Annotated in this window: 25 protein-coding genes; 15 read left to right on the forward strand and 10 right to left on the reverse strand. The window is 70.8% G+C overall.

Annotated elements, in window-relative coordinates:
• Positions 1–172 precede the first annotated feature (172 nt).
• A complete protein-coding gene (locus ACIBK4_RS24220) occupies positions 173–856 on the forward strand; it encodes a glycerophosphodiester phosphodiesterase (protein WP_398997393.1) in 684 nt (227 codons plus the stop codon).
• Between the two features lie 21 nt (positions 857–877).
• On the opposite strand, the gene ACIBK4_RS24225 is transcribed toward ACIBK4_RS24220, so the two are convergent.
• Positions 878–1,417 carry a GNAT family N-acetyltransferase gene (locus tag ACIBK4_RS24225; protein ID WP_398997395.1) on the reverse strand — a complete coding sequence of 180 codons (540 nt, stop codon included), beginning with the start codon at positions 1,415–1,417 and terminating at the stop codon, positions 878–880.
• Between the two features lie 78 nt (positions 1,418–1,495).
• Between ACIBK4_RS24225 and ACIBK4_RS24230 the strand changes: the two genes are divergently transcribed.
• Together ACIBK4_RS24230 and ACIBK4_RS24235 are read left to right on the forward strand one after the other, a co-directional pair.
• Positions 1,496–1,888, forward strand: coding sequence for a VOC family protein (locus ACIBK4_RS24230; RefSeq protein ID WP_398997397.1), 393 nt, complete (start codon positions 1,496–1,498; stop codon positions 1,886–1,888).
• Between the two features lie 97 nt (positions 1,889–1,985).
• Positions 1,986–2,750, forward strand: a complete 765-nt coding sequence (locus ACIBK4_RS24235) for a VOC family protein (protein ID WP_398997399.1) — start codon at positions 1,986–1,988, stop codon at positions 2,748–2,750.
• Positions 2,751–2,810: 60 nt separating this feature from the next.
• Here ACIBK4_RS24235 and ACIBK4_RS24240 read toward each other — a convergent pair whose 3' ends face one another.
• The 3 genes from ACIBK4_RS24240 to ACIBK4_RS24250 all read right to left on the reverse strand — a co-directional run bounded on the left by ACIBK4_RS24240 (position 2,811) and on the right by ACIBK4_RS24250 (position 7,804).
• Positions 2,811–5,429: a cellulosome protein gene (locus tag ACIBK4_RS24240; RefSeq protein WP_398997401.1), complete on the reverse strand. Its 2,619-nt coding sequence runs from the start codon at positions 5,427–5,429 to the stop codon at positions 2,811–2,813.
• 108 nt (positions 5,430–5,537) lie between these two features.
• A complete protein-coding gene (locus tag ACIBK4_RS24245) occupies positions 5,538–6,110 on the reverse strand; it encodes a MarR family transcriptional regulator (RefSeq protein WP_366428983.1) in 573 nt (190 codons plus the stop codon).
• Positions 6,107–7,804: an FUSC family protein gene (locus ACIBK4_RS24250; RefSeq protein WP_398997403.1), complete on the reverse strand. Its 1,698-nt coding sequence runs from the start codon at positions 7,802–7,804 to the stop codon at positions 6,107–6,109. Before ACIBK4_RS24250 ends, ACIBK4_RS24245 begins: the two co-directional genes overlap by 4 nt.
• A 193-nt stretch (positions 7,805–7,997) precedes the next feature.
• Here ACIBK4_RS24250 and ACIBK4_RS24255 point away from each other — a divergent pair, with 193 nt between their 5' ends.
• The 6 genes from ACIBK4_RS24255 to ACIBK4_RS24280 all read left to right on the forward strand — a co-directional run bounded on the left by ACIBK4_RS24255 (position 7,998) and on the right by ACIBK4_RS24280 (position 12,341).
• Complete coding sequence (locus ACIBK4_RS24255; protein ID WP_398998253.1) at positions 7,998–8,549, forward strand: DUF5134 domain-containing protein; 552 nt, start codon at positions 7,998–8,000, stop codon at positions 8,547–8,549.
• Positions 8,550–8,643: 94 nt separating this feature from the next.
• Positions 8,644–9,579, forward strand: coding sequence for a M56 family metallopeptidase (locus ACIBK4_RS24260; RefSeq protein ID WP_398997405.1), 936 nt, complete (start codon positions 8,644–8,646; stop codon positions 9,577–9,579).
• Positions 9,580–9,640: 61 nt separating this feature from the next.
• Positions 9,641–10,285, forward strand: coding sequence for a phosphatase PAP2 family protein (locus ACIBK4_RS24265; protein WP_398997408.1), 645 nt, complete (start codon positions 9,641–9,643; stop codon positions 10,283–10,285).
• Positions 10,273–10,797 carry a hypothetical protein gene (locus ACIBK4_RS24270; RefSeq protein ID WP_398997410.1) on the forward strand — a complete coding sequence of 175 codons (525 nt, stop codon included), beginning with the start codon at positions 10,273–10,275 and terminating at the stop codon, positions 10,795–10,797. The genes ACIBK4_RS24265 and ACIBK4_RS24270 overlap by 13 nt, the downstream gene beginning before the upstream one ends.
• 9 nt (positions 10,798–10,806) lie before the next feature.
• Positions 10,807–11,526 (forward strand): HAD family hydrolase, encoded by a 720-nt coding sequence (locus tag ACIBK4_RS24275; protein WP_398997412.1) that lies wholly within the window; start codon positions 10,807–10,809, stop codon positions 11,524–11,526.
• 113 nt (positions 11,527–11,639) lie between these two features.
• Positions 11,640–12,341: a Clp protease N-terminal domain-containing protein gene (locus tag ACIBK4_RS24280; RefSeq protein ID WP_398997414.1), complete on the forward strand. Its 702-nt coding sequence runs from the start codon at positions 11,640–11,642 to the stop codon at positions 12,339–12,341.
• A 117-nt stretch (positions 12,342–12,458) separates the two neighbouring features.
• Here the strand turns inward: ACIBK4_RS24280 and ACIBK4_RS24285 are convergent, their stop codons facing one another.
• Positions 12,459–12,707 carry a DUF2630 family protein gene (locus tag ACIBK4_RS24285; protein ID WP_366428976.1) on the reverse strand — a complete coding sequence of 83 codons (249 nt, stop codon included), beginning with the start codon at positions 12,705–12,707 and terminating at the stop codon, positions 12,459–12,461.
• A 262-nt stretch (positions 12,708–12,969) separates the two neighbouring features.
• Between ACIBK4_RS24285 and ACIBK4_RS24290 the strand changes: the two genes are divergently transcribed.
• A complete protein-coding gene (locus tag ACIBK4_RS24290; RefSeq protein WP_398997416.1) occupies positions 12,970–13,701 on the forward strand; it encodes a TetR/AcrR family transcriptional regulator in 732 nt (243 codons plus the stop codon).
• Positions 13,702–13,710: 9 nt separating this feature from the next.
• Here ACIBK4_RS24290 and ACIBK4_RS24295 read toward each other — a convergent pair whose 3' ends face one another.
• A complete protein-coding gene (locus ACIBK4_RS24295) occupies positions 13,711–14,181 on the reverse strand; it encodes a DUF6214 family protein (RefSeq protein ID WP_398997418.1) in 471 nt (156 codons plus the stop codon).
• A 227-nt stretch (positions 14,182–14,408) separates the two neighbouring features.
• Between ACIBK4_RS24295 and ACIBK4_RS24300 the strand changes: the two genes are divergently transcribed.
• Positions 14,409–15,755: an FAD-dependent oxidoreductase gene (locus ACIBK4_RS24300; RefSeq protein ID WP_398997420.1), complete on the forward strand. Its 1,347-nt coding sequence runs from the start codon at positions 14,409–14,411 to the stop codon at positions 15,753–15,755.
• 137 nt (positions 15,756–15,892) lie between these two features.
• On the forward strand, positions 15,893–17,260 hold the full coding sequence (locus ACIBK4_RS24305) for a nucleobase:cation symporter-2 family protein (RefSeq protein WP_398997422.1): 1,368 nt from the start codon (positions 15,893–15,895) through the stop codon (positions 17,258–17,260).
• Between the two features lie 39 nt (positions 17,261–17,299).
• Here the strand turns inward: ACIBK4_RS24305 and ACIBK4_RS24310 are convergent, their stop codons facing one another.
• Both ACIBK4_RS24310 and ACIBK4_RS24315 read right to left on the reverse strand, forming a co-directional pair.
• Positions 17,300–18,586, reverse strand: coding sequence for an SGNH/GDSL hydrolase family protein (locus ACIBK4_RS24310; RefSeq protein WP_398997424.1), 1,287 nt, complete (start codon positions 18,584–18,586; stop codon positions 17,300–17,302).
• Between the two features lie 77 nt (positions 18,587–18,663).
• On the reverse strand, positions 18,664–19,989 hold the full coding sequence (locus tag ACIBK4_RS24315) for a PHB depolymerase family esterase (protein WP_398997426.1): 1,326 nt from the start codon (positions 19,987–19,989) through the stop codon (positions 18,664–18,666).
• 248 nt (positions 19,990–20,237) lie between these two features.
• Between ACIBK4_RS24315 and ACIBK4_RS24320 the strand changes: the two genes are divergently transcribed.
• Complete coding sequence (locus ACIBK4_RS24320) at positions 20,238–21,194, forward strand: polysaccharide lyase family 1 protein (RefSeq protein WP_398997428.1); 957 nt, start codon at positions 20,238–20,240, stop codon at positions 21,192–21,194.
• A gap of 49 nt (positions 21,195–21,243) precedes the next feature.
• Positions 21,244–22,038: a pectate lyase gene (locus ACIBK4_RS24325; RefSeq protein WP_398997430.1), complete on the forward strand. Its 795-nt coding sequence runs from the start codon at positions 21,244–21,246 to the stop codon at positions 22,036–22,038.
• 100 nt (positions 22,039–22,138) lie between these two features.
• Here the strand turns inward: ACIBK4_RS24325 and ACIBK4_RS24330 are convergent, their stop codons facing one another.
• Together ACIBK4_RS24330 and ACIBK4_RS24335 are read right to left on the reverse strand one after the other, a co-directional pair.
• Positions 22,139–22,555, reverse strand: a complete 417-nt coding sequence (locus ACIBK4_RS24330) for a hypothetical protein (RefSeq protein ID WP_398997431.1) — start codon at positions 22,553–22,555, stop codon at positions 22,139–22,141.
• Positions 22,556–22,666: 111 nt separating this feature from the next.
• Positions 22,667–23,422 (reverse strand): PaaX family transcriptional regulator C-terminal domain-containing protein, encoded by a 756-nt coding sequence (locus tag ACIBK4_RS24335; protein WP_398997433.1) that lies wholly within the window; start codon positions 23,420–23,422, stop codon positions 22,667–22,669.
• Between the two features lie 74 nt (positions 23,423–23,496).
• Here ACIBK4_RS24335 and ACIBK4_RS24340 point away from each other — a divergent pair, with 74 nt between their 5' ends.
• Complete coding sequence (locus ACIBK4_RS24340; protein WP_398997435.1) at positions 23,497–25,164, forward strand: acyl-CoA dehydrogenase family protein; 1,668 nt, start codon at positions 23,497–23,499, stop codon at positions 25,162–25,164.
• Positions 25,165–25,204: the final 40 nt, after the last annotated feature.

Genomic DNA, 25,204 nt, shown 5'->3' on the forward strand with positions numbered 1-25,204 from the left:
CGGCACGCAGTACGCTCCGGATACACCCCGGTCGTCGCCCCCAATCCCCCGTGTACGCACGGGTACAACGCCGGGCCCGGCCGTTAGGCTGCGGCTCTGCCGCGTGGACGCCGGTGTCCGGCCGCGCTCACGCGCGCGTGCCGAGCCGCCGTCGACGGAAGCGAGTTGAACCTTGAACTTCCTTACCATCGGTCACCGCGGAGTCATGGGTCTCGAACCCGAGAACACTCTCCGTTCCTTCGTCGCCGCCGAGCAGGCCGGCCTCGATGTCATCGAACTCGATCTGCATCTGAGCAAGGACGGCGCGCTCGTCGTCATGCACGACGCCGACGTGGACCGTACGACCGACGGGACCGGTCCGATCGCCGAGCGGACCCTCGGCGAGCTGCGCACCCTGGACGCGGGCCGCGGCGAGCGCGTGCCGACCTTCGACGAGGTCCTGGACGCGGTCAGGTCGCCGGTCCAGGCCGAGATCAAGGACCTGGCGGCGGCACGGGCGCTGGCCGAGGTCATGCACCGGCGGAACCTCGTCGAGCGGGTGGAGGTGTCCTCGTTCCACGACGAGGCGATCGCCGAGATCGCCCGCCTGGTGCCCGGCGTACGGACCGCGCTGATCGCCAGCCGCTTCGGCCCCGACGTGGTGGAGCGCGCCACCGAGGCCGGCGCCGAAACGGTCTGCCTCAACATCCGCAGGCTGACCCTGGAGGTCGTCGAGGCGGCCCGCAAGGCGGACTTGAGGATCATCGGCTGGGTGGTGAACACACAGGACCAGCTGCGACTCGTCCGCGCCCTGGGCCTGGACGGCGCGACCACCGACTACCCGGAGATCAAACGCACGGGCCGCTTCACGGCGTAGCGGACCGAACGGCCGTAGGAATCAAGCGAGTTCCTTGACCAGCAGCTCGAACTGCAGGTCGTCGCGCTGCGGAATGCCGAACCGCTCGTCGCCGTACGGGAACGGAGTCATCCGGCCCGTACGGCGATAGCCGCGGCGCTCGTACCAGGCGATGAGGTCGTTCCGTACGGAGATCACGGTCATGTGCATCTCCCGCACACCCCAGGTCTCCCGGACCGTGCGCTCCGCCTCCGCGATGATGACCTTGCCGAGGCCACCGCCCTGGAGCTGCGGGCTGACGGCGAACATCCCGAAGTAGGCGTAGTCACCCCGGTGTTCGAGCTGACAACAGGCGACGATCTGCCCATCACGCTCGACGACGAGCAGTCGGCTGTCGGGCGACTTGATGACCGCCAGCACGCCCTCAGGATCGGTCCGCTGCCCTTCGAGGATGTCCGCCTCGGTGGTCCAGCCGGCCCGGCTGTCGTCCCCCCGGTAGGCCGACTCGATCAACACGACCAAGGCGTCCGCATCGGCGTCGGTGGCGTCGCGGAAGGTCAGTCCGGTGGCGGCGGTGTCCATGGGTGCACAACTCCGATCAGGGCGCGGCTCAGGGCAGAGACGAGGGTAACGCGGCCCCGAAGACTAGGCTCCGACCGCATGGTGCACGTACTGAGCAGCCGTATCCTCCTACGCCCCACCGACCCCGAACGCTCCCGAGCCTTCTACGGCGACCGACTCGCCCTGCCCGTCTATCGCGAGTTCGGCACGGGCGTCGAACGCGGAACCGTCTATTTCCTGGGCGGCGGCTTCCTGGAGGTTTCCGGCCGCTCCGACACCCCGCCCTCCCCCGCCGTACAGCTGTGGCTCCAGGTCGAGGACGCGGGCGCCGCGCACGAGGAACTGCGGGCGAAGGGGGTCGAAATCGTCCGGCCACCGGTGAAGGAGCCTTGGGGCCTGGTCGAGATGTGGATCGCGGACCCGGACGGGACACGGATCGTCCTGGTGGAGGTCCCGGCGGATCATCCGCTGAGATACCGGCCGGGGATGTAGGCCTACGGCGGTCAGGGCGCCCCTCCCCTGCCGGATGGCCGGGGTCGTGGCGCGGGCTTAGCGTGCTGGGAGGGGAGCTTTCTGCGGAAGGAACGCCATGAAGCTCGACAGGCCGGTGACCGGCGGGCCCTGCTGGACCGAACTCGGGACCAGCGATCTGGAGGCGGCCAAGGAGTTCTACTCGGCCGTGTTCGGCTGGCGCCCGGAGACCGATCCCCGGCCCGAGGCAGGCGGTTACACGGTCGCGCACATCGGGGACGCCGCGGTCGCCGCGCTGACCCCGCTGTTCCAGGAGTCGCAGCCGGTGGCGTGGAACGTGTCGTTCGCGGTCGCGGACTCCGACGCGACGGCGGAGACGGTGCGGGCGGCGGGCGGAACGCTGATCATGGAACCGATCGACGTGTTCGACATCGGGCGCTTCGCGGTCGCCCTCGACCCGGGTGGCGCGGCGTTCCAGATGTGGCAGGCGCGGAGCTTCCGGGGCGCCGGGTTGTTCAACGCGCCCGGCTCGCTGGGCTGGGTGGAGTTGCTGACGCGGGCGCCCGAGCGGGCCGAGAGCTTCTACACGACGGTGTTCGGCTGGACCGTCCGCCCCTCCGAGCACTACCCCCAATTCGGCATCGACGGCGCCGACTTCGGCGGCATGATGACGATGGACGCGAAGTTCCCACCGGAGGTACCGCCGCACTGGCTCCCGTACTTCGCGGTGTCGGACGTCGAGGCCGCTGCCGCCGTGGCGACGGAGGCGGGCGGCACCGTCCTCATGCAGCCCACGTCCATCGGCGACGTGCGGCGGATCGCGGTGCTGCGGGATCCGCAGGGGGCGATGTTCGGGGTGTACGCGGAGAGCGAGGAGAGCTGAGCGGGCGTCCTGCGACGACCGACGTCCTCCAGCACCCCCGCCCCCGCCCCACCCTCCGTCTCACGCCAGCGCGGTCACCGTCACCTGGTCGATCACCGGTGCGTACGCGGAGCGTTGGCCGTACTGGTTCCTGGACTGGCCGTCGTGGTCCGGGAGTTCGTCCGCCGTGAAGGTGAGGGTGTTGGTGCCCTCGTCGAGAGTCACGGGGACGGAGAGGTCGTGGAAGTTGTTGAAGTGGAAGGTGGTGGGGAACAACACGCGCTGCGGGACCGACCCGTTGATCGAGATGTCGGCGTGGCGGCAGACCGGGTCCGGGTTGTAGTGGGTGGCGGGTGCCTGCTCGCCGTTGGAGTAGCGGATCGTGAGCGCGTGCCGGCCGGCCCGCTCCGCCGTCACGGTGAGCGTGAGCGCGTTCGCGGGGCCGCCGCCGATGTCGTCGACCGCCTTGCCGCCCGTGGCGAAGGTGTGGGCGCCGGTGACGCGGGCACTGCCCGTCGTCGTGCCGTCCTCGGCCGGGTGCGTCGAGGTGGGGAGCAGGCTACGGGAAGGGCCTACCTGGAGGCGGTCCAGGACCAGATGGTCCGAGGTGGCTGTGACGGTGACCTTGTTGATGCCCGCCGCGAGGAACAGAGGAACGCCGGATCGTTCAACAATCCCCACGCCCTCTCCGCCCACCGTCCCCACGTTCTCGCCGTTGATCGTCAACTCGCCCTCCCCGGGCCCGATTCGATCGACGCTCACGGTCGCCTCCCCGTCGTCCGCCGCGTGCACCCAGAAGGTGGCGGTCCCGCCGCGAGGCAGTACGGCGACACCGGGACCCGGAGCTCCGGCTCGCCCGTAGTCGACACCCGCACCACCGCCCAGCACCGCGAACTCCGCGTCGTACAGCGCGGGCGCGGTCACGTGGTCGTCGCGCAGGGCGAGGTCGAGCCGGTCGACGACCGCGTCGCCGCGTGTGACACCGAGGTCGGGGTCTTCGGCGGCGAGGGTGATCGTGTGCGCGCCGGCGGTCAGCTGGACCTGGGTGTCGGTGTGGCCCCACACCGCCCACTTGTAGCCGAGCGGCAGCCGGAGCTCCCGCGGCTGGTCGCCGTCGACGCGGAGGAAGACGTTGGTGGGGCCCTGTTCGCGCACCGCGTCGGCCAGGTTGTAGGAGTTGGCGAAGACGCGCAGGTCGTACGTGCCGTCCTCCGGGACCTCGACGGAGAAGACGAGCACGCCGTCGGAACCGGTGCGGAGTCCGCCCACGTGGTAGCCGGTCGAGCCCGCGAACTTGTCGACGTCGGACGGGGATCCCTCGGGCCCGTTCAGGGAGTGACCGTCACCGATGTAGGCCGCGTCCTCCGCCTGGTACGAGCGCCGCCAGCCGACCGAGGGCGGTAGCGCTACGGCCCCGGTGCCGCCCGGGGACAGGATCACCTGGTACGCCGACATCTCGTCCAGGTCCGTCAGACGGAGCGTCACTTTGCCGTCCACGACGGGGAGTTCGTGATCGGCGAGCCTCAACGGCTGGGCGGAGGCGCCGACTTGGCCCGTCCAGGGGATCTCCAGGAGCCGCGCGTGGACGGTCGTACCGAAGACTTCGGGGTCGACGTGTTCGAAGACGACGTCCGCCGATCCGCCCGCGCCGCCGAGCAGGACCCGTGCTTGGCGCTTCGCGCGGTCGAGGGCGGCGACCCCCTGGAGTGTGTACTGGACGTTGGGGTGGGGCGCGGTGACCTGGACGGTGTTGCCCGTGAACTGCCCGTAGGCGTTGAAGAGCCACCACTGGCCGTTGCCCTTGTTGGCCTCCACCACCGAGTCGTTGAGGTTGCCGTCGATGTTCCAGTACGCCATGTCGGCGTCGACCTTGGACTCCTCGATCGCGGCGATCCACTGGATCATCTGGCCCGGGACGGACAAGTGGTAGTTGTGGGCGTACTCGTTGATGTTGACGGGCAGCGGGCCGATGCCCAACTCCCCTTCCAGCGCACGGTACTTGGCGACGTTCGTACGGATCTCGTCCGGCGAGGTCAGCTCGTGCCAGGTGATGACGTCGGGCAGGACGTCCTCGGCCTTGGCGAACTCCAGGAAGCCCCGGACCTCGTCGTACAGGAGGCAGGTGTTCGGGCCGGCGATGCGGGCGCCCGGGTCGAGTTCCTTGATCAGGCGGTAGATGTCGCGCCAGGCGGTGAAGTAGCGGTCCGGGGCGGTGCGCCAGGAGGTGCCGTCGTAGCTCCACTCCTCGTCGCCGAACATGTTGCCCTCGGGCTCGTTGAACGGGACGTACACGACATGGGACTTGTACGCGCCGAGCGTCAGCACCTGCTCCGCCTGCCGGCGGATGCGGGCGGTGAAGTCGGCGAGGCGTTCGGCGCCGGTGTCGCCGGGCCATTCGTAGGGGAAGCCGCGGTAGATGTCGCTCATGTAGACGTAGACGTCCTGGCCGCCGGCCTCGACGAAGGGGCGCAGGATCTCCAGGGCGTCGGCGCCCGGGTGCTGGATGCCGTCCTGGGCCTTGGTGGAGACCGTGCGGACGTACATGCCCTCGACGGCGTTGCGGCTGGGGACGCCGTCGCCGTACACGCCGTAGAGCGTGCCGCTCGCGCCTCCGTGGAAGGGGCCCGTGTCGGTGCCGAGGTCGATGGTGAGCTTCCCTGAAGCAGGAGCGGTGGAGGCTTCGGCTGCCACGACATCCATCCCTTGTTCGATATCTCGTACGTCAGTCGGCTTCCCGAACCGACCTGGTCGAACGTAGAGAGATCACCCGGTTCGCGTCAATGGTCCGCCGACGCCCGCACCGGCCGCTCAGACGCGCAGCGCGCCCAGCCGTCCTTCCAGCTGGACCAGCAACTCTCCGAGCAGGGAGGCGAGTTCGCCCTGTCCCGGGGTGTCCAGGCCGGAGAGCACGGTGGTCTCGTAGGCGAGCTGCTCGGGCAGGATCGCGTCGACGAGGTCGCGGCCGGTGTCCGTGAGGCGGACATGGGCGACGCGCCGGTCCCGGGTGTCGCCGCGCCGCTCCACCAGCCCGCGTTCGGTCAGCAGCTTGAGGCGTTTGGTGACGGCGGCGCCCGAGGAGAAGGTCTCGCGGGTCAGCTCGCTCGGCGTCAGTTCGTGCCCGGTGCGGCGGAGCGCGCCGAGCAGGTCGAACTCGGGGCGGCTGAGCCCGGCCCGGCGCAGTGGCGCGTCCTCGGCCTGCTGGAGGAGGGCGGCGCACCGGTTGATGCGGCCGATGATCTCCATCGGGCCGGTGTCGAGGTCGGGATGCACGGCCTGCCACTGCCCGACGACGGCGGCGACGGTGTCGCTCCGGGTCGCGCTCGGAGGGGTCGGGCGGGCCGCGCCGTCCCCGTCGACCGGCCGTCCGTTCATCGCCGTCATCCCCGTACACCCTCCGTCTTTCCGCCCGTACGCCGAACCTCGGTCGGCCGGGAGTGCGACTCCCGGCGTCGTACCGTCGCGGCGAGCGTACGGTGTCCGGACCGCTCGGCGAGCACGACCCGCTCCTGCGGCAGGGCGCGCTGCCACCACTCGCCGGAGGCCGCGTCGACGGTGGCGCGCAGGTCGACCAGCGCGGCGGCGAGCGCGCGGTGCGCGGAACGCAGGGCTCCGGGAGCGGGAGCCGGTTCCGCCAGGAGGCGCGCGGCCCGCTCACGGGCCCGTTCCACGGCGGCCAGCGCCTCCTCGATGCGGTCGGTCGCGCGCCGGTTGGTGACGACGGCCGCGGCGACGAGGCCGACCAGGGCACCGACGAGCGTGTCGACGACCCGCTCGGTGATCAGCTCACCGGGCCGCTGCGTCCGGGTGAACTCCGTGATGAGCAGCGCCATCGGGGTCACACAGACGCTGCCGAGCCAGTAGTTGCGGCCGATCAGCGCCTCGGCACCGAAGTTGAAGGCGAGGCAGCACAGTACGAGGGCGGCCGGGTGGGCATGCGCGAGCGGCACGACCGCGGCGAACACGAGCACGCCCGCGAGATTGCCGACGACCCGTTGCACACCCCGGCCCCAGGTGAGGGTGATGTTGGCCTGGTAGAGGGACGCGGCGGTGACCAACGCCCAGTAGGGGCGGCCGACACCGAGCGCGAGGGAGGCGTATCCGGCCAGCGCACAGCCGAGCGCCGTGCGCAGCATGAGCGGGGTCAGCGGACCGAGCCTGGTCCACAACGGCCGTGCGGGGGCGGCGAGTTCGGCGTCCACACCGAGGAGTTCGGCTACGGCGCCGGCCGGGGCGTCGGTCTGCGGGACCGGTCCCCTGCCGCGCAGTTCGCGGGCCCAGGTGCGGAGCAGTTCCGGGTCGGCGTCGGCGGGCGCGGCGAGCGCGACCTCGGCACGGACGACGAGGTGTTCGAGAGCGCGGCGGGGCGCGGTGCGGGCGCCGGTGGCGAGGAGGGCCTGCCAGGCCGCGTGGACGGCGGCTGCCGCGGCGGCACGCGCGCGTGCGTCACCGTCTCCGGCATCTCCGCTGCCGTGCCCGACGGCGTACGCGGCGGTGGCGTTGAGGGCCTGCGCGGTGGCGCGGCGCTCGGGGCCGTAGGGGCGGACGAGTGCGGGGGCCATGCCGACGAGCCAGGCCCAAGCGCCCGCGGCGGCGGCCAGCGCGAGGTGACCGGGGACCTGGCCGAGTGTCTGCGGCGCGAAGAGCGAGGCGGAGCTGATGAAGGCGAGGACCACGTTGCCGGGCGGACCGATCCGGGTCGCGTCGCACAGTCCCTTCTGTACGGCGGCCAGGGCGGCGCCGACCGTGACCAGCACCACGGCGTTGGTGGTGAGGGAGGCCGTGACCAGCGCGACGGCGAGTCCGGCGATCATCCCGAGCACCACCCAGACCAGGGCGCGGGCCCGGGCGGCGTAGGGCTTGTTGTGGGCGTAGAGCGCGCACAAGGAGCCCGCCATCGTGTACATCGCGAGGTCGAGGCGGCCGAGGGCCAGCAGGGTCAGGTTGGGCGGGGCGACCGAGACGACCGAGCTGAGCGCGGGCTTGAACCAGATGTCGGAGGGCCGGCCCAGGCGCAGCACGCCGGTGAGCGGGAGACGTCGGACGCGCGGGGTGGGGGCTGGGGTCGCACTGCTCATGGGAAACAAGTTTAGCAGGTGTTTTACTCGTGAAACATTTTCCCCCGGTCCGCCCCGGCGCGTCCCTGACCTGCGCGCTCCGTCCCGTGCTCCCCGTGCACTCCGTTGCGCTTGGTTGCGCCCCGTGCGGCACGGGCATCCTGTGACCGAACGTCGACGGGGAGCGATGTCCGGGGCGGAACGGGGGATGCGCGTGCACGGTGGAGCGGTTTCGCCGGGCTGGCTGCTGGTCGCGCTGTGCGCCGCGACCGGCGCCTACTGCCTGCTGCGGATGCGCAGCCCCGTCGAGGAACAGCGCCGGGCCGCGGGCGGCGAGGCACTGATGGGCTTCGGCATGGCCGCGATGGCCGTACCGGCCGCGGTGTTCACCCCGCCGTCGTGGACGTGGCCCGTCTACGCGGGGGTGTTCGGCGCGGCGGCGCTGCGCGCCCTGTGGGGCGCGCGCAGAAGCCCGCATCACCTGCATCACCTCCTGGGCACCGCGGCCATGGTCTACATGGCGCTCGCGATGGCCGCCTCGCCCGCCCACCACCACGAGCACGGCGACTCCGGAGTCCCGCTCATAACAGGCGTGTTGCTCCTCTACTTCGTGGGCTACGTGCTGCTGTCGGGCATACGGCTGGTGCCCGTCACCGGCGCGGCGGTCGGCGGCGGGAGCGTCGGTTGGGGCGACCGGCCGGAGTTGGCGCGGGCGTGCCGGCTGTCGATGGGGATCGGCATGGTCGCGATGCTGCTCACGCTCTAGGCAAACCCGGCGCGGCTGTACGGAATCGTGGTCTGCGTCACTTTGCCGCAACAAGCCGTACCCCTGATCACCGCGGCGCTCATAGGGTGCTCCCATGATGGTCCCCGCGGCACTGTTGCTGCTCGGCGCCTTGGCCGCCGTCGTCGCCCCCCGGCTGCTCGCCCGGGCCGACTGGCCGGACCATGAGCCGGTGCTCGCGCTGTGGGTGTGGCAGTGCGTGGTCGCGGCCGTCCTCCTGTGCTGCGCCCTGTCGATGACGCTCAGCGCCGCCGCCGCGTGGCAGGCGGTGCGCGGCCATGTGTTCGCCAACGCCCCGCACGCGGTCGTGGACGCGTATCCCCTTGTCACGACCGGGCCTTGGGCCGCCGCGACCGCCGTGGCCCTGGCGTGCGGCGGGGCGTGGACCGCGGCGATGCTGGTCCGTGAAGTCCTACGGGCCCGGTCGCGCCGTCGGCAGCGGAGGGCCGAACTCCTCGTGCGCGCCCCGGTGTTGCCCGGCGAGGAGCCCGGTGCCGAGCCGCTGGTCGTCCTGGAGGGAGAGCGCCCGGACGCCTGGTGGATGTCCGGCCCCGCGCCCCAACTGGTCATCACCACGGCCGCGTTGAGGCGGCTGAAGGGGCGGCAACTGGACTCGCTGCTCGCGCACGAACAGGGGCACGCGCAGGCCCGGCACGACTGGCTGCTGCACTGTTCGGGCGCGCTCGCGAACGGGTTTCCGCAGGTGCCGGTGTTCGCCGCGTTCCGGGACGAGATGCACCGGCTGGTCGAACTCGCCGCCGACGACATGGCATCGCGCCGCTTCGGCCGCCTGACGACCGCACTCGCACTGGTCGAACTCAACGAGGACCGTGGGGTGTTCGGGCCCTGCCCCACCCCGCACGCTCATGTCCCCCAGCGCGTGAACCGGCTGCTCACTCCCCCGGACCGCCTCACGGCGCTGCGTCGCCTGGGCTGGACCGCGACGGCGGCGCTGGTGCCGGCGGTTCCGGTACTGGTGGCGTTCGTGCCGGGGTTGCGGGCACTCGGCTGAGGAGGACGCCGGCCCGGGACCGGGTTGGCTCCGCACACCGTGAATCGGCGAGGATCGTTCCATGCACCACCCGCCCCGCCCGACCGTCCGGCAGACCAGCCTGGCCCTCGCCTTGTGCTCCGCGCTGCTCCTCACCCTGGTCGCGGTCGAGTGGCGCCCCCTGATCGACGTCGACGAGCGGATCGCCCGGACCACCCACCGCTGGGCGGTCGAGGACCACGGCCTGACCCATGCGTTCCGCATCCTGACGGACTGGATCTGGGACCCGCTGACCATGCGCCTGGTGTGCGCGGCCGCCATCGTATGGCTGGCGTGGCGACGCTCGGCGTGGTGGACGGCTCTCTGGCTGGCGGCCACCTGCGCCCTGGGCACACTGCTGCAACAGACCCTGAAAGCACTGGTCGACCGCCCCCGCCCGGTCTGGCCCGACCCCGTCGACTCGGCCCGCTACGCCGCCTTCCCCTCCGGCCACGCCATGACCGCCACGGTGGTCTGCGGCCTGCTCCTGTGGCTGCTCCACCACTACGGCGCCGGCCGCGCCGTGTGGCGTACGGCCGTGGTCGTGGCCGTGATCTCCGTGGTGGGCGTGGGGCTGACCCGCGTGTGGCTGGGCGTGCACTGGCCGTCGGACGTGGTGGGCGGGTGGGTACTGGGGGCGTTCGTGGTGGCGGTGGCCGTGGGGGCGTACGAGCGGTGGCGGGTGTGAGCGCGGCCGGGTGGCGGCACGGTTATGTCGGCCCGACGGAGTTGCTGGGGACGGTACGGCCGAGTGCGGAGGGCCGGATCGTACGGTCGGCCGGGGACCTGGACGGCTGGCTCGCCGGACGGGCGGGAGCCGAACTCGCCGAGCCCTTCACCTACGTCGTCGGGGTGGACGGGCTGCTGCGGTTGGCGCCGCGCCGGAGTGAGCATGTGGCGTGTGCCGGGGGCGCCGATGTGCTGGGCGCGGGCGAGATGGGGTTCGAGCGGGCGGCGGGGCCCTGGACCGTCCGGGAGGTCAGCAACCAGTCCACCGGGTACTGCCCGCGCCTCGACTCCTGGGACGCGGTGGCACGGGCGCTCGACGGGGCCGATATCGGACGCCCCGCCGGGTTCACGCACGCCGTGGTGTTCCGCCGCTGTGTGTCGTGCCGGGAGATCAACATCGTGCGCGAGGGCGATTTCGTCTGCGTGTTCTGCGGGAGCGATCTTCCCGCCGAGTGGAATGTCGCTGCGTAGGATCACCACATGAATGCCGTCCTCTTCGACTTCTCCGGAACCCTCTTCCGCGTCGAGTCCACCGAGTCCTGGCTGCGTGCCGTGTTGCGCGAGGCCGAAATAGCGCTCCCCGAACGGGAGTTGGCCGAGGCCGCCAGAGCGCTGGAGTCGGCGGGGGCGATGCCGGGTGGACCCCAACCCGAGCGGCTGCCCGAGGAGTTCGCGGAGATGTGGGCGATCCGGGACGAGAGCTCCGCGCTGCACCGGGCCGCGTACACCGGCGTCTCCCGCCAAGTCCCGCTGCCCGACCCGGCGTTGCACGACGCGCTGTACGAACGGCACATGACGCCGGCCGCGTGGACGCCGTACCCGGACACCGAGGACGTGCTGCGGACCCTGCACGAGCGCGGGATCGGGGTGGGCGTCGTCAGCAACATCGGCTGGGATCTGCGGCCGGTGTTCCGCGAGCACGGGCTCGACCCGTATGTGGACGCGTACGTCCTGTCGTACGAACACGGCATCCAGAAGCCGGACCCCCGGCTGTTCACCGTCGCCTGCGAGGCCCTCGGTGCCGACCCGGAGGACGTGCTGATGGTCGGCGACGACCGGCGGGCGGACGGTGGGGCGGCGGCTCTGGGGTGCGGGGTGCACTTCGTGGACCACCGCCCGGTGACGGAACGGCCGGACGCGCTGCGGCCGGTGCTCGAACTGGTCGGGCAGGGGCGAGGGTTGGGCGGGCTTCAGGACTGACCGATCACGGGGACCGCCGGGTCGTAGCTCCCCGGATCGCCACGGCCGAGCACCCTCGAACCAATCGTCAATTACAGGTTGACGATGAGGGATCGTCAATTTAAAGTTGACGCATGAGCCCACTCGACATCAGCCTCGCCGACCTGATCGCCCGGCTCGACGAGGAACTGCCCGAAGCCGACGAACTGGCCCGCATCAGCGAGGCCCGACTCCGCGCCCAGACCCTGTCCGACCTCGGCGACCAGCTCATCGACCACTACGTCAGCAAGGCCAAGCGGACCGGCGCGTCCTGGACCGAGATCGGCGACGCCATCGGGGTGTCCAAGCAGGCGGCCCAGCAGCGCCACGCACCGGGCCCCTTCGAGCGGTACACCAACCTGAACCGGCACAGCATCGTGCTCGCGCAGGAGGCCGCCCGCACGCACCGGCACGACTCCATCGGCACCGAACACCTCCTGCTCGGCCTGCTCGGCGAACCGCGGGGCCTGGCGTACGAGGTGCTGGTGGCGAAGACCGGGTCGGAGCAGCGCGTCCGCGACGCGATCGAGGAAGCGCTGCCGCCGGCCGGGGACAAGGTCCTGCGGGGTCACATCGCGTTCCGGCCGGAGACCAAGGAGGCCATCGGGCAGGCCCGCCGCGCGGCGGCCGACCTCGGTCACGACTGGGTCGGCACGGAACACACGCTGCTGGGCCTGATCCGCGTCGAGGAGAGCCCGGCCGCGCGGATCCTGCGCGGCCTGGGCTTCACATCGGACGAACTACAGGAGACGGTCACGACCGAGATCGCCAAGAGGCTCGCCGCGCGCGACAAGTAACGCGGCAACCGGCGACAGCACCATCGGCGACACAGACGATATCAGCGGCGACGAAACGATCGGTGGCCGCGTCAGACCGGTCCGACGCGGCCCGCTCGCCCGTCGGCCCACGTCACCTCACCCCTGATACCCCTCCACCTCGGACTCCGGCCGCACCCGCGCCTCGTCCGGGTTCTCCCCGAACTCCACCTTGGCGCGGCGCTGCCTCAACAGGTCCCAGCACTGGTCGAGTTCACGTTCCAGCTGCCCGAGGCGCTGATGCTCCGTGGCGCTGTCGATCGTGCCGGACGCGACGGCCTCACGGAGCTTGCGCTCGTCGTCGACCATCTCGTTGATCCGCGCGAAGATCTGCTGGTCCTGCTCCATGCCCGTGCGCCTCCTCGGCTCGACACCCGTGCCCACTCTAGGGACGGATCACGCGCCGTGCGACAGAAGTGCGAGAAGGCCGTGCCGGACGCCGGTTCAAAAGTCGCCCGAGGAAACCATGGGGGTGAAAAGGAGCCGCCCGCCTGAGACGATCCCCCGCGTCGCCCCAGACGGACGGCAGCATGCGCCAGGCCCCCTCGACGGGCGGCCCGGACGTCCTGAGTATAGTTGGCTGATAGCCAGTCAACGCAGGAGTTACAGCATGTCCCCGCGCAGCGCATCGGTCAATGAAGAGTTGCGACGGCGTTCCCGGGAGCGACTCCTCCAGGCGGCCGTGGAACTGGTCGGCGAGCACGGCTACGAGGCCACGACCTTGGGCGACATCGCGGACCGGGCCGGTTCGGCGCGCGGACTGGTGTCGTACTACTTCCCCGGAAAACGCCAGCTCGTCCAGTCCGCCGTACACCGTCTGATGCACCGCACGCTGGAAGAGGCCCTGGAGCGCGAGCCCCGCACCGACGACGGCCGGGAGCGGATGGCGCGGGCCATCGACGCGATCCTGGGTCTCGCGCACGACCGGCCCGTGCTGATGCGCCAGCACATGGCGGGCCTCCTCCAGGGCGAGGGCTTCGTGCAGTGCCCGGAGCAGCGGCGGCTGTCCGAGCTGCTCGGGCAGACGATCGCGCGGTACGGATCGGGGAACGTCCCCTCCGACTACCCCATGCTCCGCGCGCTGCTCATGGGCGCGGTCTACTCGGCACTCGTGCCGGGGGTGCCGATGCCGATTCCGGTGCTGCGCACCGAGTTGTTCGAACGGTACGGGCTGGACTGGGAGTTGGGGATCCCGCCGGGGTCCGGCGCACGGTCCGGGACGGCCGACACGGACCTGTCACGGTTCTTCGCGACGGACGACAGATCCGCCCTCCCTCCCATGTCCCCACCCGCGCCCGGGAGTTCGGCCGACGACCGGCCGACCGAGCCCTCGGACGCGTAACGGCCCTGCTCAGCGCCGGGCGTGACGCGGCGTCAGAAACCCCGCGTCCCGCGCCTGCGAGATGAGCCGGAGCGACCGGCGCCGACTGTGCCCCGTCGCGCACATCACCGCGAGGACGGGATCGGCTCCCTCCTCCTGTGCGGCGCGGTACTCCTGGGCGATCAGCCAGCGCCCCTCGATGCCACGCGGCCAGGCCGGCCGGGCCCGGCGCGCTCCGCCCGACTCCGCCTGTTCCTCCCCCACTTCGGCCGGCTCCAGCCCGCACGCCTCGAAGAGCGGCCCCTCGATCCAGTCGGCCAGCACCGTCAAGTCGTCGAGGGACAGGGCAGGTTGGGCCCGTACGTCCTCGACGGAGACGTTCCGCTCGCACACCACGGCGAGCGCGTCGACCCGGGCGCCGTCAGTGAAGGCCAGCCGGACGTGGAACCACGAGGTGGCGCCGTCGTGCTCCTGCACTTCCCACGCGGGCCACACGGACACCGCGCCGTCCTCCGGGCAGCGATCGGAAAGATTAACAAAGGATGCTTCTAGCACACACGCAACGTAACCGCATGATCACATTCCATACGAACGGACACGCACGCCCCCGGCGCGGACGGGTGCGTTCGGCACCCTGTCAGCGGAGCACCGGTGGTGCGATCCTGGACGTGTCAGTGGTCTGGCGAGTCCGCGATCTCCTGTGTGCCTGACGGGTGAGGAGTTCCGCCGTGCTGCGTGTCGCCGTCGTCGGCTCCGGACCGAGCGGGGTCTACACCGCCCAGAGTCTGGTCCAGTCGGAACCCGGGGTACTGGTCGACGTCCTGGACCGGCTGCCGTGCCCGTACGGCCTGGTGCGCTACGGCGTCGCACCCGACCACGAGAAGATCAAGTCGCTGCAGAACAACCTGCGGGCGATCCTGGAGCACGAGCGGGTGCGGTTCCTCGGCGGGGTGCTCGTCGGACCCGGCGGACTGCCGGCCACCCGCCTGCGGGAGCTCTACGACGCGGTCGTGTACTGCGTGGGCGCCGCCACCGACCGCCATCTGGGCATTCCCGGCGAGGAGTTGCCGGGCAGCTGGTCCGCGACCGAGTTCGTGTCCTGGTACAGCGCCCACCCGGACTCCACCGCCGCCGGTTTCGTGCGCGGCGCACGCTCGGCCGTCGTCATCGGCGTGGGCAACGTCGCGGTGGACGTCACGCGGATGCTGGCGCGCGGCGCGGCCGAGCTGAGCCGTACCGACATCCCCCAGGCCGCCCTCACCGCACTGGCCGCGAGCGGGATCACGGACGTCCACATGGTCGGCCGGCGCGGCCCTTCCCAAGCCCGCTTCACCACGAAGGAGCTACGTGAGCTGGGCGGGCTCCCGGACACCGAAGTGACCGTGGATCCGGCCGAGTTGGCGCTCGACCCGGATTGTCTCGACCCCGCCGCCCTGCCCGGCGCCCAGCGCCGCAACGTGGAGGCACTGCGCACCTGGGCCGCGCTCCCTCCCCGGGGCGCCCCACGCCGTATCCACCTCCGCTTCTTCCTCCGTCCCGTCCAATTCCTCGCCGACGCGGGGCGCGTGGGCTCGGTCCGCTTCGAACGCACCGCGCCGGACGGCCAGGGCGGTGTGGTCGGCACGGGCAGACTGGAGGACATCGAGGCGCAGTTGGTGCTGCGCTCGGTGGGCTATCGCGGGGTGCCGCTGGACGGGCTACCGTTCGACGCCGAGCACGGCACGGTGCCACACAGGGCGGGCCGTGTCGTACGCGAGGGACGGACCGTACCCGGCGAGTACGTGGCCGGCTGGATCAAGCGGGGCCCGACCGGCGTCATCGGCACCAACCGCCCGGACGCCAAGGAGACGGTGACGTCCCTGCTCGCGGACGCCCCCATGTTCGTAGCGAAGGAACGGACCGAAGATCCCCTCGCCGTGCTGCGCGCCGAGGGGATCGAGCCGGTCGAGTGGGGCGGGTGGGAGGCCATCGAGCGGGCCGAGGCGGAGTTGGGGGCCTCGCTCGGGCGGGGTGGTGTGGTGAAGCTGCCGGACTGGGCGGCCCTGCTGGCGGCGGTACGCGGGACGCACACCTAGCCGGTACGTGGGGCGCACCCTTACCAGAAAAGCAAGACACACGGCGGCAACAACCCAGAAATCAACAAACTGTTCAAGGCGCCTACGGTCTCGAACTGTTCGTACATTCCTCCTCCCTCCGCCGCTCAGGAGTGCCCATGGCCACGACCACCCCCGTGCATCCCGTCGACGAGGTCCCACCCGTCCGGCAACTGGCCGCCTTCGGGCTCCAGCACGTGCTCGCGATGTACGCGGGCGCGGTCGCGGTGCCGCTGATCGTGGGCGGGGCGATGAAGCTGTCGGCCGCGGATCTCGCGTACCTGATCACCGCGGACCTGCTGGTGTGCGGGATAGCCACGCTCATCCAGTGCATAGGTTTCTGGCGGTTCGGGGTACGGCTGCCGATCATGCAGGGCTGCACGTTCGCGGCCGTGTCGCCGATGGTGCTGATCGGTACGACGGGCGGCGGACTGCCCGCGATCTACGGCTCGGTGATCATCGCGGGGCTCGCGATCGCGCTCCTGGCCCCCGTCTTCGGCAGGCTGCTGCGCTTCTTCCCGCCGCTGGTCACCGGCACGGTGATCCTGATCATCGGTCTGTCGCTGCTCCCCGCGGCGGGCAACTGGGCGGCCGGCGGCCAGGGTGCGAAGGACTTCGGCGAACCGAAGAACATCGCGCTCGCCGCGTTCGTCCTCGCGGTCGTGCTCGGTGTGCAGCGGTTCGCGCCAGCGTTCCTCAGCCGCATCGCGGTGCTGATCGGCATGGCGGTGGGGCTGGTGGCCGCGGTGGTGTTCGGGTTCACGGACTTCAGCGGGGTCGGGGACGCCGACTGGGTCGGCATCAGCACGCCGTTCCACTTCGGTACGCCCACCTTCCACGCCTCGGCGATCGTGTCGATGCTGGTGGTGGCGCTGGTGACGATGACCGAGACGACCGGCGACCTGATCGCGGTCGGCGAGATGACCGACCGCAGGATAGAGCCGCGCTCGCTGGCCGACGGACTGCGCGCGGACGGCCTCTCCACCGTCCTCGGCGGCATCTTCAACACCTTCCCGTACACGGCGTACGCCCAGAACGTCGGCCTCGTCGGCATGACCCGCGTGCGCAGCCGCTGGGTCGTCGCCGTCGCCGGTGGCATCCTCGTCGTCCTCGGCCTGCTGCCCAAGCTGGGCGCGGTCGTCGCGGCGATTCCGGCGCCGGTGCTCGGCGGCGCGGGTCTGGTCATGTTCGGCACGGTCGCCGCGAGCGGCCTCCGCACCCTGACCCAGGTCGACTTCAAGGACAACCACAACCTCACCGTCGTCGCCGTCTCGGTCGCCGTGGGTGTCCTCCCGGTCGGGGTGCCGACGATCTACGCGCAGTTCCCTGACTGGTTCCAGACGGTCATGAACAGCGGCATCAGCGCGGGCTGCCTCACGGCGATCGTGCTGAACCTGCTCTTCAACCACCTTCCGACGAAGGGCAGTTCACCCGCCACCAGCACGGCGACTCCCGCCGGCGCTGTCGCGGAGGAGCCGGTCGTCTAGGGTCCGTCCGACTTCCTGACCCGATCCGCCGGCCAGGCCCTAACGCAACAGTCCGGCGGGGACCGTCGCTGCCAACACCGCGTACCCCGCCGGATTCAGATGCAGCCAGTCGCCGACCTGGAGCGACGGGAGCAGTCGGCGCGGGTCGGCGGGGTCGCGTACGGCGCGGTCGAAGTCGAGCACCGCGTCGAAGCAATTGGCCGTGCGGATCCAGGAGTTGACGACCCGGCGGGCGGACTCGCGTTCGCCTGCCGGGTCGTCGTAGGTGTTGCCGCCGAAGGGGAGCAGGGTCGCGCCGTAGACGCGGATGCCCTGCGCGTGGGCGCGGACGACGATCTGGGCGTAGGCGGCCAACAGGTCCTCGGTGAGCTGGTGTTGGGCGGTGGGGGTCGCGTCGGCCGTGCCGATGTCGTTGACGCCCTCGAAGACGATGAGGCGGGTGACTCCGCTGCGGGAGAGGACGTCGCGGTCGAGACGGGCGAGGACGTTGGGGCCGAGGCCGTCGTTGAGGACACGGTTGCCGCCGGCGGCCTGGTTCAGGATCGCCACGGACGCGGTGGCGGGGTGGGCGCGGAGGCGGTCGTAGAGCTGGTCGGGCCAGCGGTCGTTGGCGTTGGTCGTGGAGCCTCGGCCGTCGGTGAGCGAGTCGCCCAGGATCGCTACGGCCGTGGTGGCGCGCGGGGCCAGGACCTCCACGTCGCTCAGCAGATACCAATGGTCGACCGGGGTCGCCCCGGGCAGCAGGTCCTGGTCCTCGGTGTGGTCGCCGTTGCGGAGGTACGACGTCGTGCGCGAGCCCGGGTGCGAGGTGAGCGCGAGGGAGGGCTGGCCCGTCGCCAGGTACGTCGTGACGGTCAGGACGGACGCGGCACGCAGGTCCAAGTCCAGGGGGTCGGAGACCAGTTGGGCACCGACGGGGACGGTCGCCGATCCGCGCCCGGCGAAGGTGACGCGTCTGCCGCTGCCGGGGACGATCGCGCTCGCTCCCGCCTTGCCGTCCTGCGGGAGCGCCAGGGTCACCGCGGTGAGCGGGAGCGGGGTGTCGCCGTAGGCGTTGGAGAAGCGCAGGCGGAGCTTTCGGCCGCCGGTGGTGACGCGGAGTGTCTGGCGCAGGGTGGTGTCGACGAGGACCGAGGCGGTCCCGGCGAACGGCGCGGGTGGCAGGTTGCCGGGCTCCGTGAGCTGGGGCATCGCCGTCCAGGTGTTCACCCAGTGCGCGGCGGGCGGGGCCGAACTCCCCTCGGCGCGTGCGGGGTTGGTGGCGACCAGGGCCGACAGTGCCGTTGTGGTCGTGGCGACGATCGCGGTCCGTCTCGTGGGCTGCACAGAACCTGCCTTCCGCTGGCGGGAGTTGGGGCGCGAGGGTGCGCGCCGGAGGCGGCGGGCGCGCACCCGGGAGGGGGTCAACCGACCGTGCAGGCCGTCCCGTTGAGCGTGTAGGCCGTCGGTGCGGCGCTGTTGCCGGTGTGGTTCGCCTGGTAGCCGACGGTCACGCTCGCGTTCGGCGCGATGGTGCCGTCGTAGGAGGCGTTGGTGGCCGTCACCGTGCCGGAGGCCGGTGCGTAGGTCGCGCCCCAGCCGTTGGTGATGACCTGCCCGGTGGGCAGGGTGAAGCCCAACTGCCAGCCGTTGACGGCACTTGTGCCGGTGTTGGTGATGGTCACGGAGGCGGTGAGGCCGGTGTTCCAGGCGCTGATCGTGGCGGTCACCTTGCAGGGGCCGGTCGAGGGCGGGGGTGTGGTGCCGCCGCCGGTCAGGCCGAAGAAGGTGAGGACGCGGGCGCCCATGCCGTAGGTGTAGAGGTTGTGGGTGGCGCCTTGGAGGCTGATCGCCTCGACGGGGGCCTGGTCACCGGTGGCGCCGTAGCGGGTGCGGGTCCAGCCGGTCGCCGGGGTGTCGGTGGCGGCCGGGGTCTGGCTGACGCCCAGCACGTTGGTCCACTGTTTGATCTCCTCGCCGAAGTTGGGGTAGCGCAGCGTGTCGTCCGCCGTGCCGTGCCACACCTGCATGCGGGGGCGGTGGCCGGTGTAGCCGGGGTCGGCGCTCCGGACCAAGTCGCCCCATTGCTGCGGGGTTTGGATGACCGTGCCGTTCGCGCAGGCGGTGTTCCACTCGGAGCCGTCGGTGGTGGCGAAGCAGCCGAACGGCACACCGGCGAAGGCGGCGCCGGCCGCGAACACGTCGGGGTAGTCGCCGAGCAGGACGTTCGTCATCATCGCGCCGGAGGAGATGCCCAGGGCGTAGACGCGGGAGGTGTCGGCGGAGTAGGTGCTGGTCACCCAGTCGACCATGGACTTGATGCCGACGGGGTCACTGCCGCCGTCGCGGTGCAGGGCCTGGGGCGAGGAGACGTCGAAGCACTTGCTGGCGCGGGTGACCGACGGGTAGACGACGATGAACCCCAACTGGTCGGCCAGCGAGGCGTATTCGGTGCCGGAGTACATCGCCGGGCCCGATCCGCCGCAGTAGTGCACGGCCACGACGATCGCCGGGTGGGCGGTGACGGCGGCCGGGACGTACACGTACATCTGCAGGTTGCTGGGGTTGGTGCCGAAGCCGGTGACCTCGGTGAGGGTCGCGGTGGGAACGGCCTCGGTGCGGGCGGCGGCCGGGGGTGCGAGGAGGGTCAGGGCCGCGAGGAGCGGCACCAGCGCTCCGAAGACCGCGACGAGTACCGAACGCGGCGGTTTTCTCCAGGACTTGAGGGTGTTGTCGGCTGTGGGGCGCACGTCATCGTCCCTTCCTGATCGCGGCTCATGCGGCTCGTGCGGCATCGTTCGGAGGGGGAACCATCGGCATCGTGGCATGGACATGAGCCCCATGGAAGCGCTCCCACGCCTCGAATAGTTTCGCGCGGAGCGTTGACTAGAAAGCGCTTGCACCCTACCTTCCGTTCAGATGTGTGACCGCAGCGCCTCTCGTGGCACGCCTCGTTCATGTACGCGATCACCCGACCCCTCCGAAGGGACGCACCCGCATGCGTACTCGCTCCCGAAGGTCAGCCCTGACGGCTGTCGCATTAGCCACCGTCGCCGTGTTCGCGCTCCCCCAGTCCGCGTCGGCGGTCGACGCTTCGCCGGTCGGTTTCGGTGCCGGGACGACCGGGGGCGGCAGCGCCTCGGCGGTCACGGTGTCGACGCTGGACGCCTTCAAGTCGGCGGTCACCGGCAGCAGTTCGAAGGTGGTCAAGGTCAACGGACTGATCTCGCTGAGCGGTCAGGTCGACGTCGGGTCCAACACCACAGTCCTGGGCGTCGGTTCGGCGTCCGGATTCACCGGCGGCGGGCTGCGCCTGAAGAACGTGACGAACGTCGTCGTCCGCAATCTGAACATCAGCAAGTCGGTCGCGCCCGCCGACGGCATCACCGTGCAGGCCTCGACGAAGGTGTGGATCGACCACAACGCCTTCTCGTCCGACCTCGACCACGGCAAGGACTACTACGACGGCCTGGTCGACATCAGCCACGCCTCCGACTACGTCACCGTCTCCTGGAACACCTTCAAGAACCACTACAAGGGCTCGCTCGTCGGCCACAGCGACAACAACGCGAGCGAGGACACCGGGCATCTGCGGGTGACCTACCACCACAACTGGTTCGACCAGGTCAACTCCCGTATCCCCAGCCTGCGTTTCGGCACCGGGCACTTCTACGACAACTACGTCGTCGGCGCCGAGACGGCCGTGCACTCGCGCATGGGCGCCCAGATGTTCGTCCAGAACAACGTCTTCCGGGACACCGAGGTCGCCGTGACGACGAACCGGGACAGCGACGTGGACGGCTACGCCAACCTAAGCGGCAACGACCTCGGTGGAGCCGCCACCGAGATCTCGCAGGTCGGCACGTTCACCAGTCCGCCGTACAGCTACACCGCCGAGCCCGCCTCGACCGTCGTCGCCTCGGTGACGGCAGGCGCGGGCACCGGAAAGCTCTGACCACTCCCCCACTACCCCCACTCCCCCACCTCGGAGAAGGAATCGGGACATGACTTCTTCCGCACGATCACGTGTGCTGACCGGCGCACTGGCCGCCTTCAGCCTCTCCATTGGCATGATCATGGCATCCGGCACTCTCTCGCCGGCCAGCGCCGCCACCTGGCCCACCGCGAGCGGCAGTCAGGCGGTGACCTCGACGATCTCGGTCTCGGGCACCAAGGACTACGGCATGCTGCGCCTGTACGGCAGCGGCGACCTCGGCACGGACAACCAGGACGAGGACCAGGGCCCCATCCTGGAACTGGCCCCCGGCGCCGTCGTCAAGAACGTCATCATCGGCTCCCCCGCCGCCGACGGCATCCACTGCCTGGGCGCCTGCACGCTGCAGAACGTCTGGTGGGAGGACGTCGGCGAGGACGCGGCGACCTTCCTGGGCTCCTCGTCGTCCAACGTGTACACCGTCAACGGCGGCGGCGCGAAGGAGGCCAGCGACAAGGTGTTCCAGTTCAACGGCGCCGGGACGCTCAACGTCTCCAACTTCGCCGCGCAGACCTTCGGCACGTTCGTCCGCTCGTGCGGCAACTGCAAGACGCAGTACAAGCGCACGATCAACCTCAACACCATCGAGGCGACCTACAAGGGCAGCCGCATCGTCGGCATCAACACCAACTACGGCGACAGCGCGACCCTGAAGGCCATCACGATCGTCGGGGACACCAGCAAGAAGATGATCCCCTGCCAGAAGTACATCGGAAACAACACGGGCGCGGAGCCGACGACCAACGGCACGGGCGCGGACGGGACTTACTGCAAGTACGCGTCCTCGGACATCACGTACAAGTAAGCCCCCCACGGTTCCGGCGGCCGTACGAAGCGTCCCCGCACGGCGCTTCGCACGGCCGCCGTCATCGTGCGGGTCGGCCGGCGAGTACACCGGCTCGGGACTACGACCTGGCGATCTCTTGCCGGAGTCGGTGCGTGAAGCGACGCAGCAGGTCCAGCGTCTCCTGGAACTCGGCGCGGCGGTCGTCCCTGCCGTCGGTGGGCCGGGTGCTCCAGACCCGGCGCGCGAGAGCGTCGGCGAGATCGACGGTCCCGTCGGCACAGAGCAGGTAGAGGGCCGAGCGTGCTTCCTGCATACGGTTCGCCAACTCGTTGGCTCCGGGTCCATCGTCACTCAGCTGTGTTTCCTTCAGGTAGTCCAGTAGCTGAACCACGGCTGTGTTGAAGCCGATCCCGGCTCTGAGCTTCTGTTCGCGGAGCCACATGCGGTCCTGTCGGCGCGCGGTGAACCACGAACCGAACACCGCACCCATGAGGCCGATAGCAGCCCCGATGGCCACGGCCACGATGTTCTCCACGGTCAGCACCCCCCGACGTACAGCGCCGCCAGGCTACAGAGGCCGCCAGAGGCACCGCACGCGACGAGCCCGGCCACATACCGAGGGGTCCGGCCATCCGAACGAAACGGCCTACGCCGGGTTCCCCAGCGTGGTCGCGATCAACTCCCGCCGATGGCGCGTGTATTCGGTGCGCAGCGCGGGGCCCGGCCAGTCGGGGGGCAGGAGTTCGGGGGGCAGGACCGGGTCGGCGAGCAAGTGCCGTACGGCGGCGGCCAGTACGGTGAAGCGGTCGGCCGGGTGGTCCGCGGTGGCGGTGATCCGGTCGAGCAGTGCCTCGGCGGTCTTCGCCCAGGCTTCAAGTGGCCAGAGGACCGTGGCCAGTTGGCGGGCCGGCTCCTCGGGGCGGGTGGTGAAGTGCCGGGCCACCGCGCCGAGTTCGTCCGGTCGGGGGCGTAGGAGATTGGCCGGGCGGAGCCAGACTCCCTCGCGGAGTTCCGCGAGGCGGAGGGCGGTCAACTTGCCGCGCAGGTCGGCTCGTTCGGCGGGGCCGCGGCCGGTCGCGGTGACGACGGTCATCTCCCAGTCGCCGTTCCAGGGACGGGTCTCGGGGTGTACGGCGGCGTCCTGGCGGCGTTGGCGGTCCAGGAGGCGGTCGCTCAGGCGGTAGACCGCGTCCGTGGTTCGCAGGTCGCCGGCGGCCACCATCCGGCTCAGCGCGGCCCGTAGCGCCGAACCGGCGACACCGAGCGGTTCGACGGCCCGCAGCAGATCCCGTACGGCCAGCTCGGGCGGATGTGTGCCCAGCAGCAGACTGAGGACGACCGACCGCGCGGACAACGGGCGCAGGTCCACCTCGCCGGGCACTTCTGACACGTTCATCCGCATGGCCTCGTACTCTACGACGCGATTCTCTTGTTACATCATTGATGCGATCGCAGGAATAGTGCAACACTGCTCGCATGGCCCAGACACTCGCGCACATACCGCCGCAGCCGCGGAACGCCACGCACGACGTCACCAACCAGCCCCCGCCCCTGACCCCGTACGACGCCTCCGAGGACACGGCCCTGCTGGAGGGGCTGCGGCGGGAAGGCGCCGGGTGGGCCGAGGAGGACGTGCGGCGGCTCGGGCGGGCGGCGGGCAGCGAGGAGGCGCAGGAGTGGGGTGAGCAGGCGAACCGGCACGAGCCGGAGCTGCGCACGCACGACCGCTACGGCAACCGGATCGACGAGGTCGAGTTCCACCCGAGCTGGCACCGGCTGATGGGCGTCGCCGTGGCCGAAGGGCTGGCCGGCGCGCCCTGGGCGGACGAGCGCCCCGGCGCCCATGTGGCCCGTTCCGCAAGGGGGTTGGTGTGGGGACACACCGATGCCGGGCACGGTTGCCCGACATCGATGACGTACGCCGCCGTCCCCGCCCTGCGCGCGACACCCGAACTGGCCGCCGTCTACGAGCCGTTGCTGACCAGCCGCGTGTACGACCCGGCCCTGCGCGTCCCGACCGAGAAGCGCGGGCTGCTCGCCGGGATGGGGATGACCGAGAAGCAGGGCGGCTCCGACGTCCGGACCAACACCACAACAGCCACCCCCACTTCCGAACCCGGCGTGTACACCCTGCGCGGGCACAAATGGTTCACGTCGGCGCCGATGTGCGACGTGTTCCTCGTCCTGGCACAGGCGCCTGACGGACTGTCATGCTTCCTGGTACCGCGCGTACTTCCCGACGGCAGCCGCAACACGTTCCGTATCCAGCGGCTGAAGGACAAGCTGGGCAACCGGTCCAACGCGTCCTCGGAACCCGAGTTCGACGGGACCGTGGCGTGGCTGGTCGGGCCCGAGGGGCGTGGCGTCAAGACCATCATCGAGATGGTCAACTGCACGCGTCTGGACTGCGTGATGATGTCGGCAACGCTCATGCGCAAGACGCTCGTCGAGGCGGGTCACCATGTCCGGCACCGGTCCGCGTTCGGCGCGCGACTGCTCGAACAGCCGTTGATGCGCAACGTGTTGGCCGATCTGGCGCTGGAGTCCGAGGCCGCCACCACCCTCACGCTACGACTGGCGGGCGCGGCCGACCGTGCGGTGCGCGGGGACGACGCCGAGTCGGCGTTCCGTCGGATCGCCACCGCCGTGGGCAAGTTCTGGGTCACCAAGCGCGGACCGGCCTTCACGGCGGAGGCCCTGGAGTGCCTCGGCGGCAACGGCTATGTCGAGGACTCGGGCATGCCCCGCCACTACCGCGAGGCCCCGCTTCTCTCCATCTGGGAGGGCTCGGGGAACGTCAACGCCCTTGACGTCCTACGGGCGTTGACCCGCGAGCCCGGCACGGCGGACGCGCTGTTCGCCGAACTCGCCCTGGCCCAGGGCGCGGACGCCCGCCTGGACGCGGCCGTCAGCCGATTGCGGGACGGGTTGAGCAAGACCACCGAGAGGGGAGCCCGCCGTCTCGTCGAGCAGATGGCGTTGACTCTCCAGGCCTCCCTCCTGGTACGACACGCCCCGGCCGCCGTCGCCGACGCCTTCTGCGCGACCCGGCTGGCCGGCGACTGGGGGCACTCCTTCGGCACCCTCCCCGACTCCGCCGACCTCGACACGATCCTCGCCCGCGCTCTGCCCGCAGCGGACTGACCCTCGGTCACTCCCCGATTCCGCTTCGTTGTCAGTGGCG

The organism is Streptomyces sp. NPDC050528 (assembly GCF_044457795.1).
GTDB lineage: Bacteria > Actinomycetota > Actinomycetes > Streptomycetales > Streptomycetaceae > Streptomyces.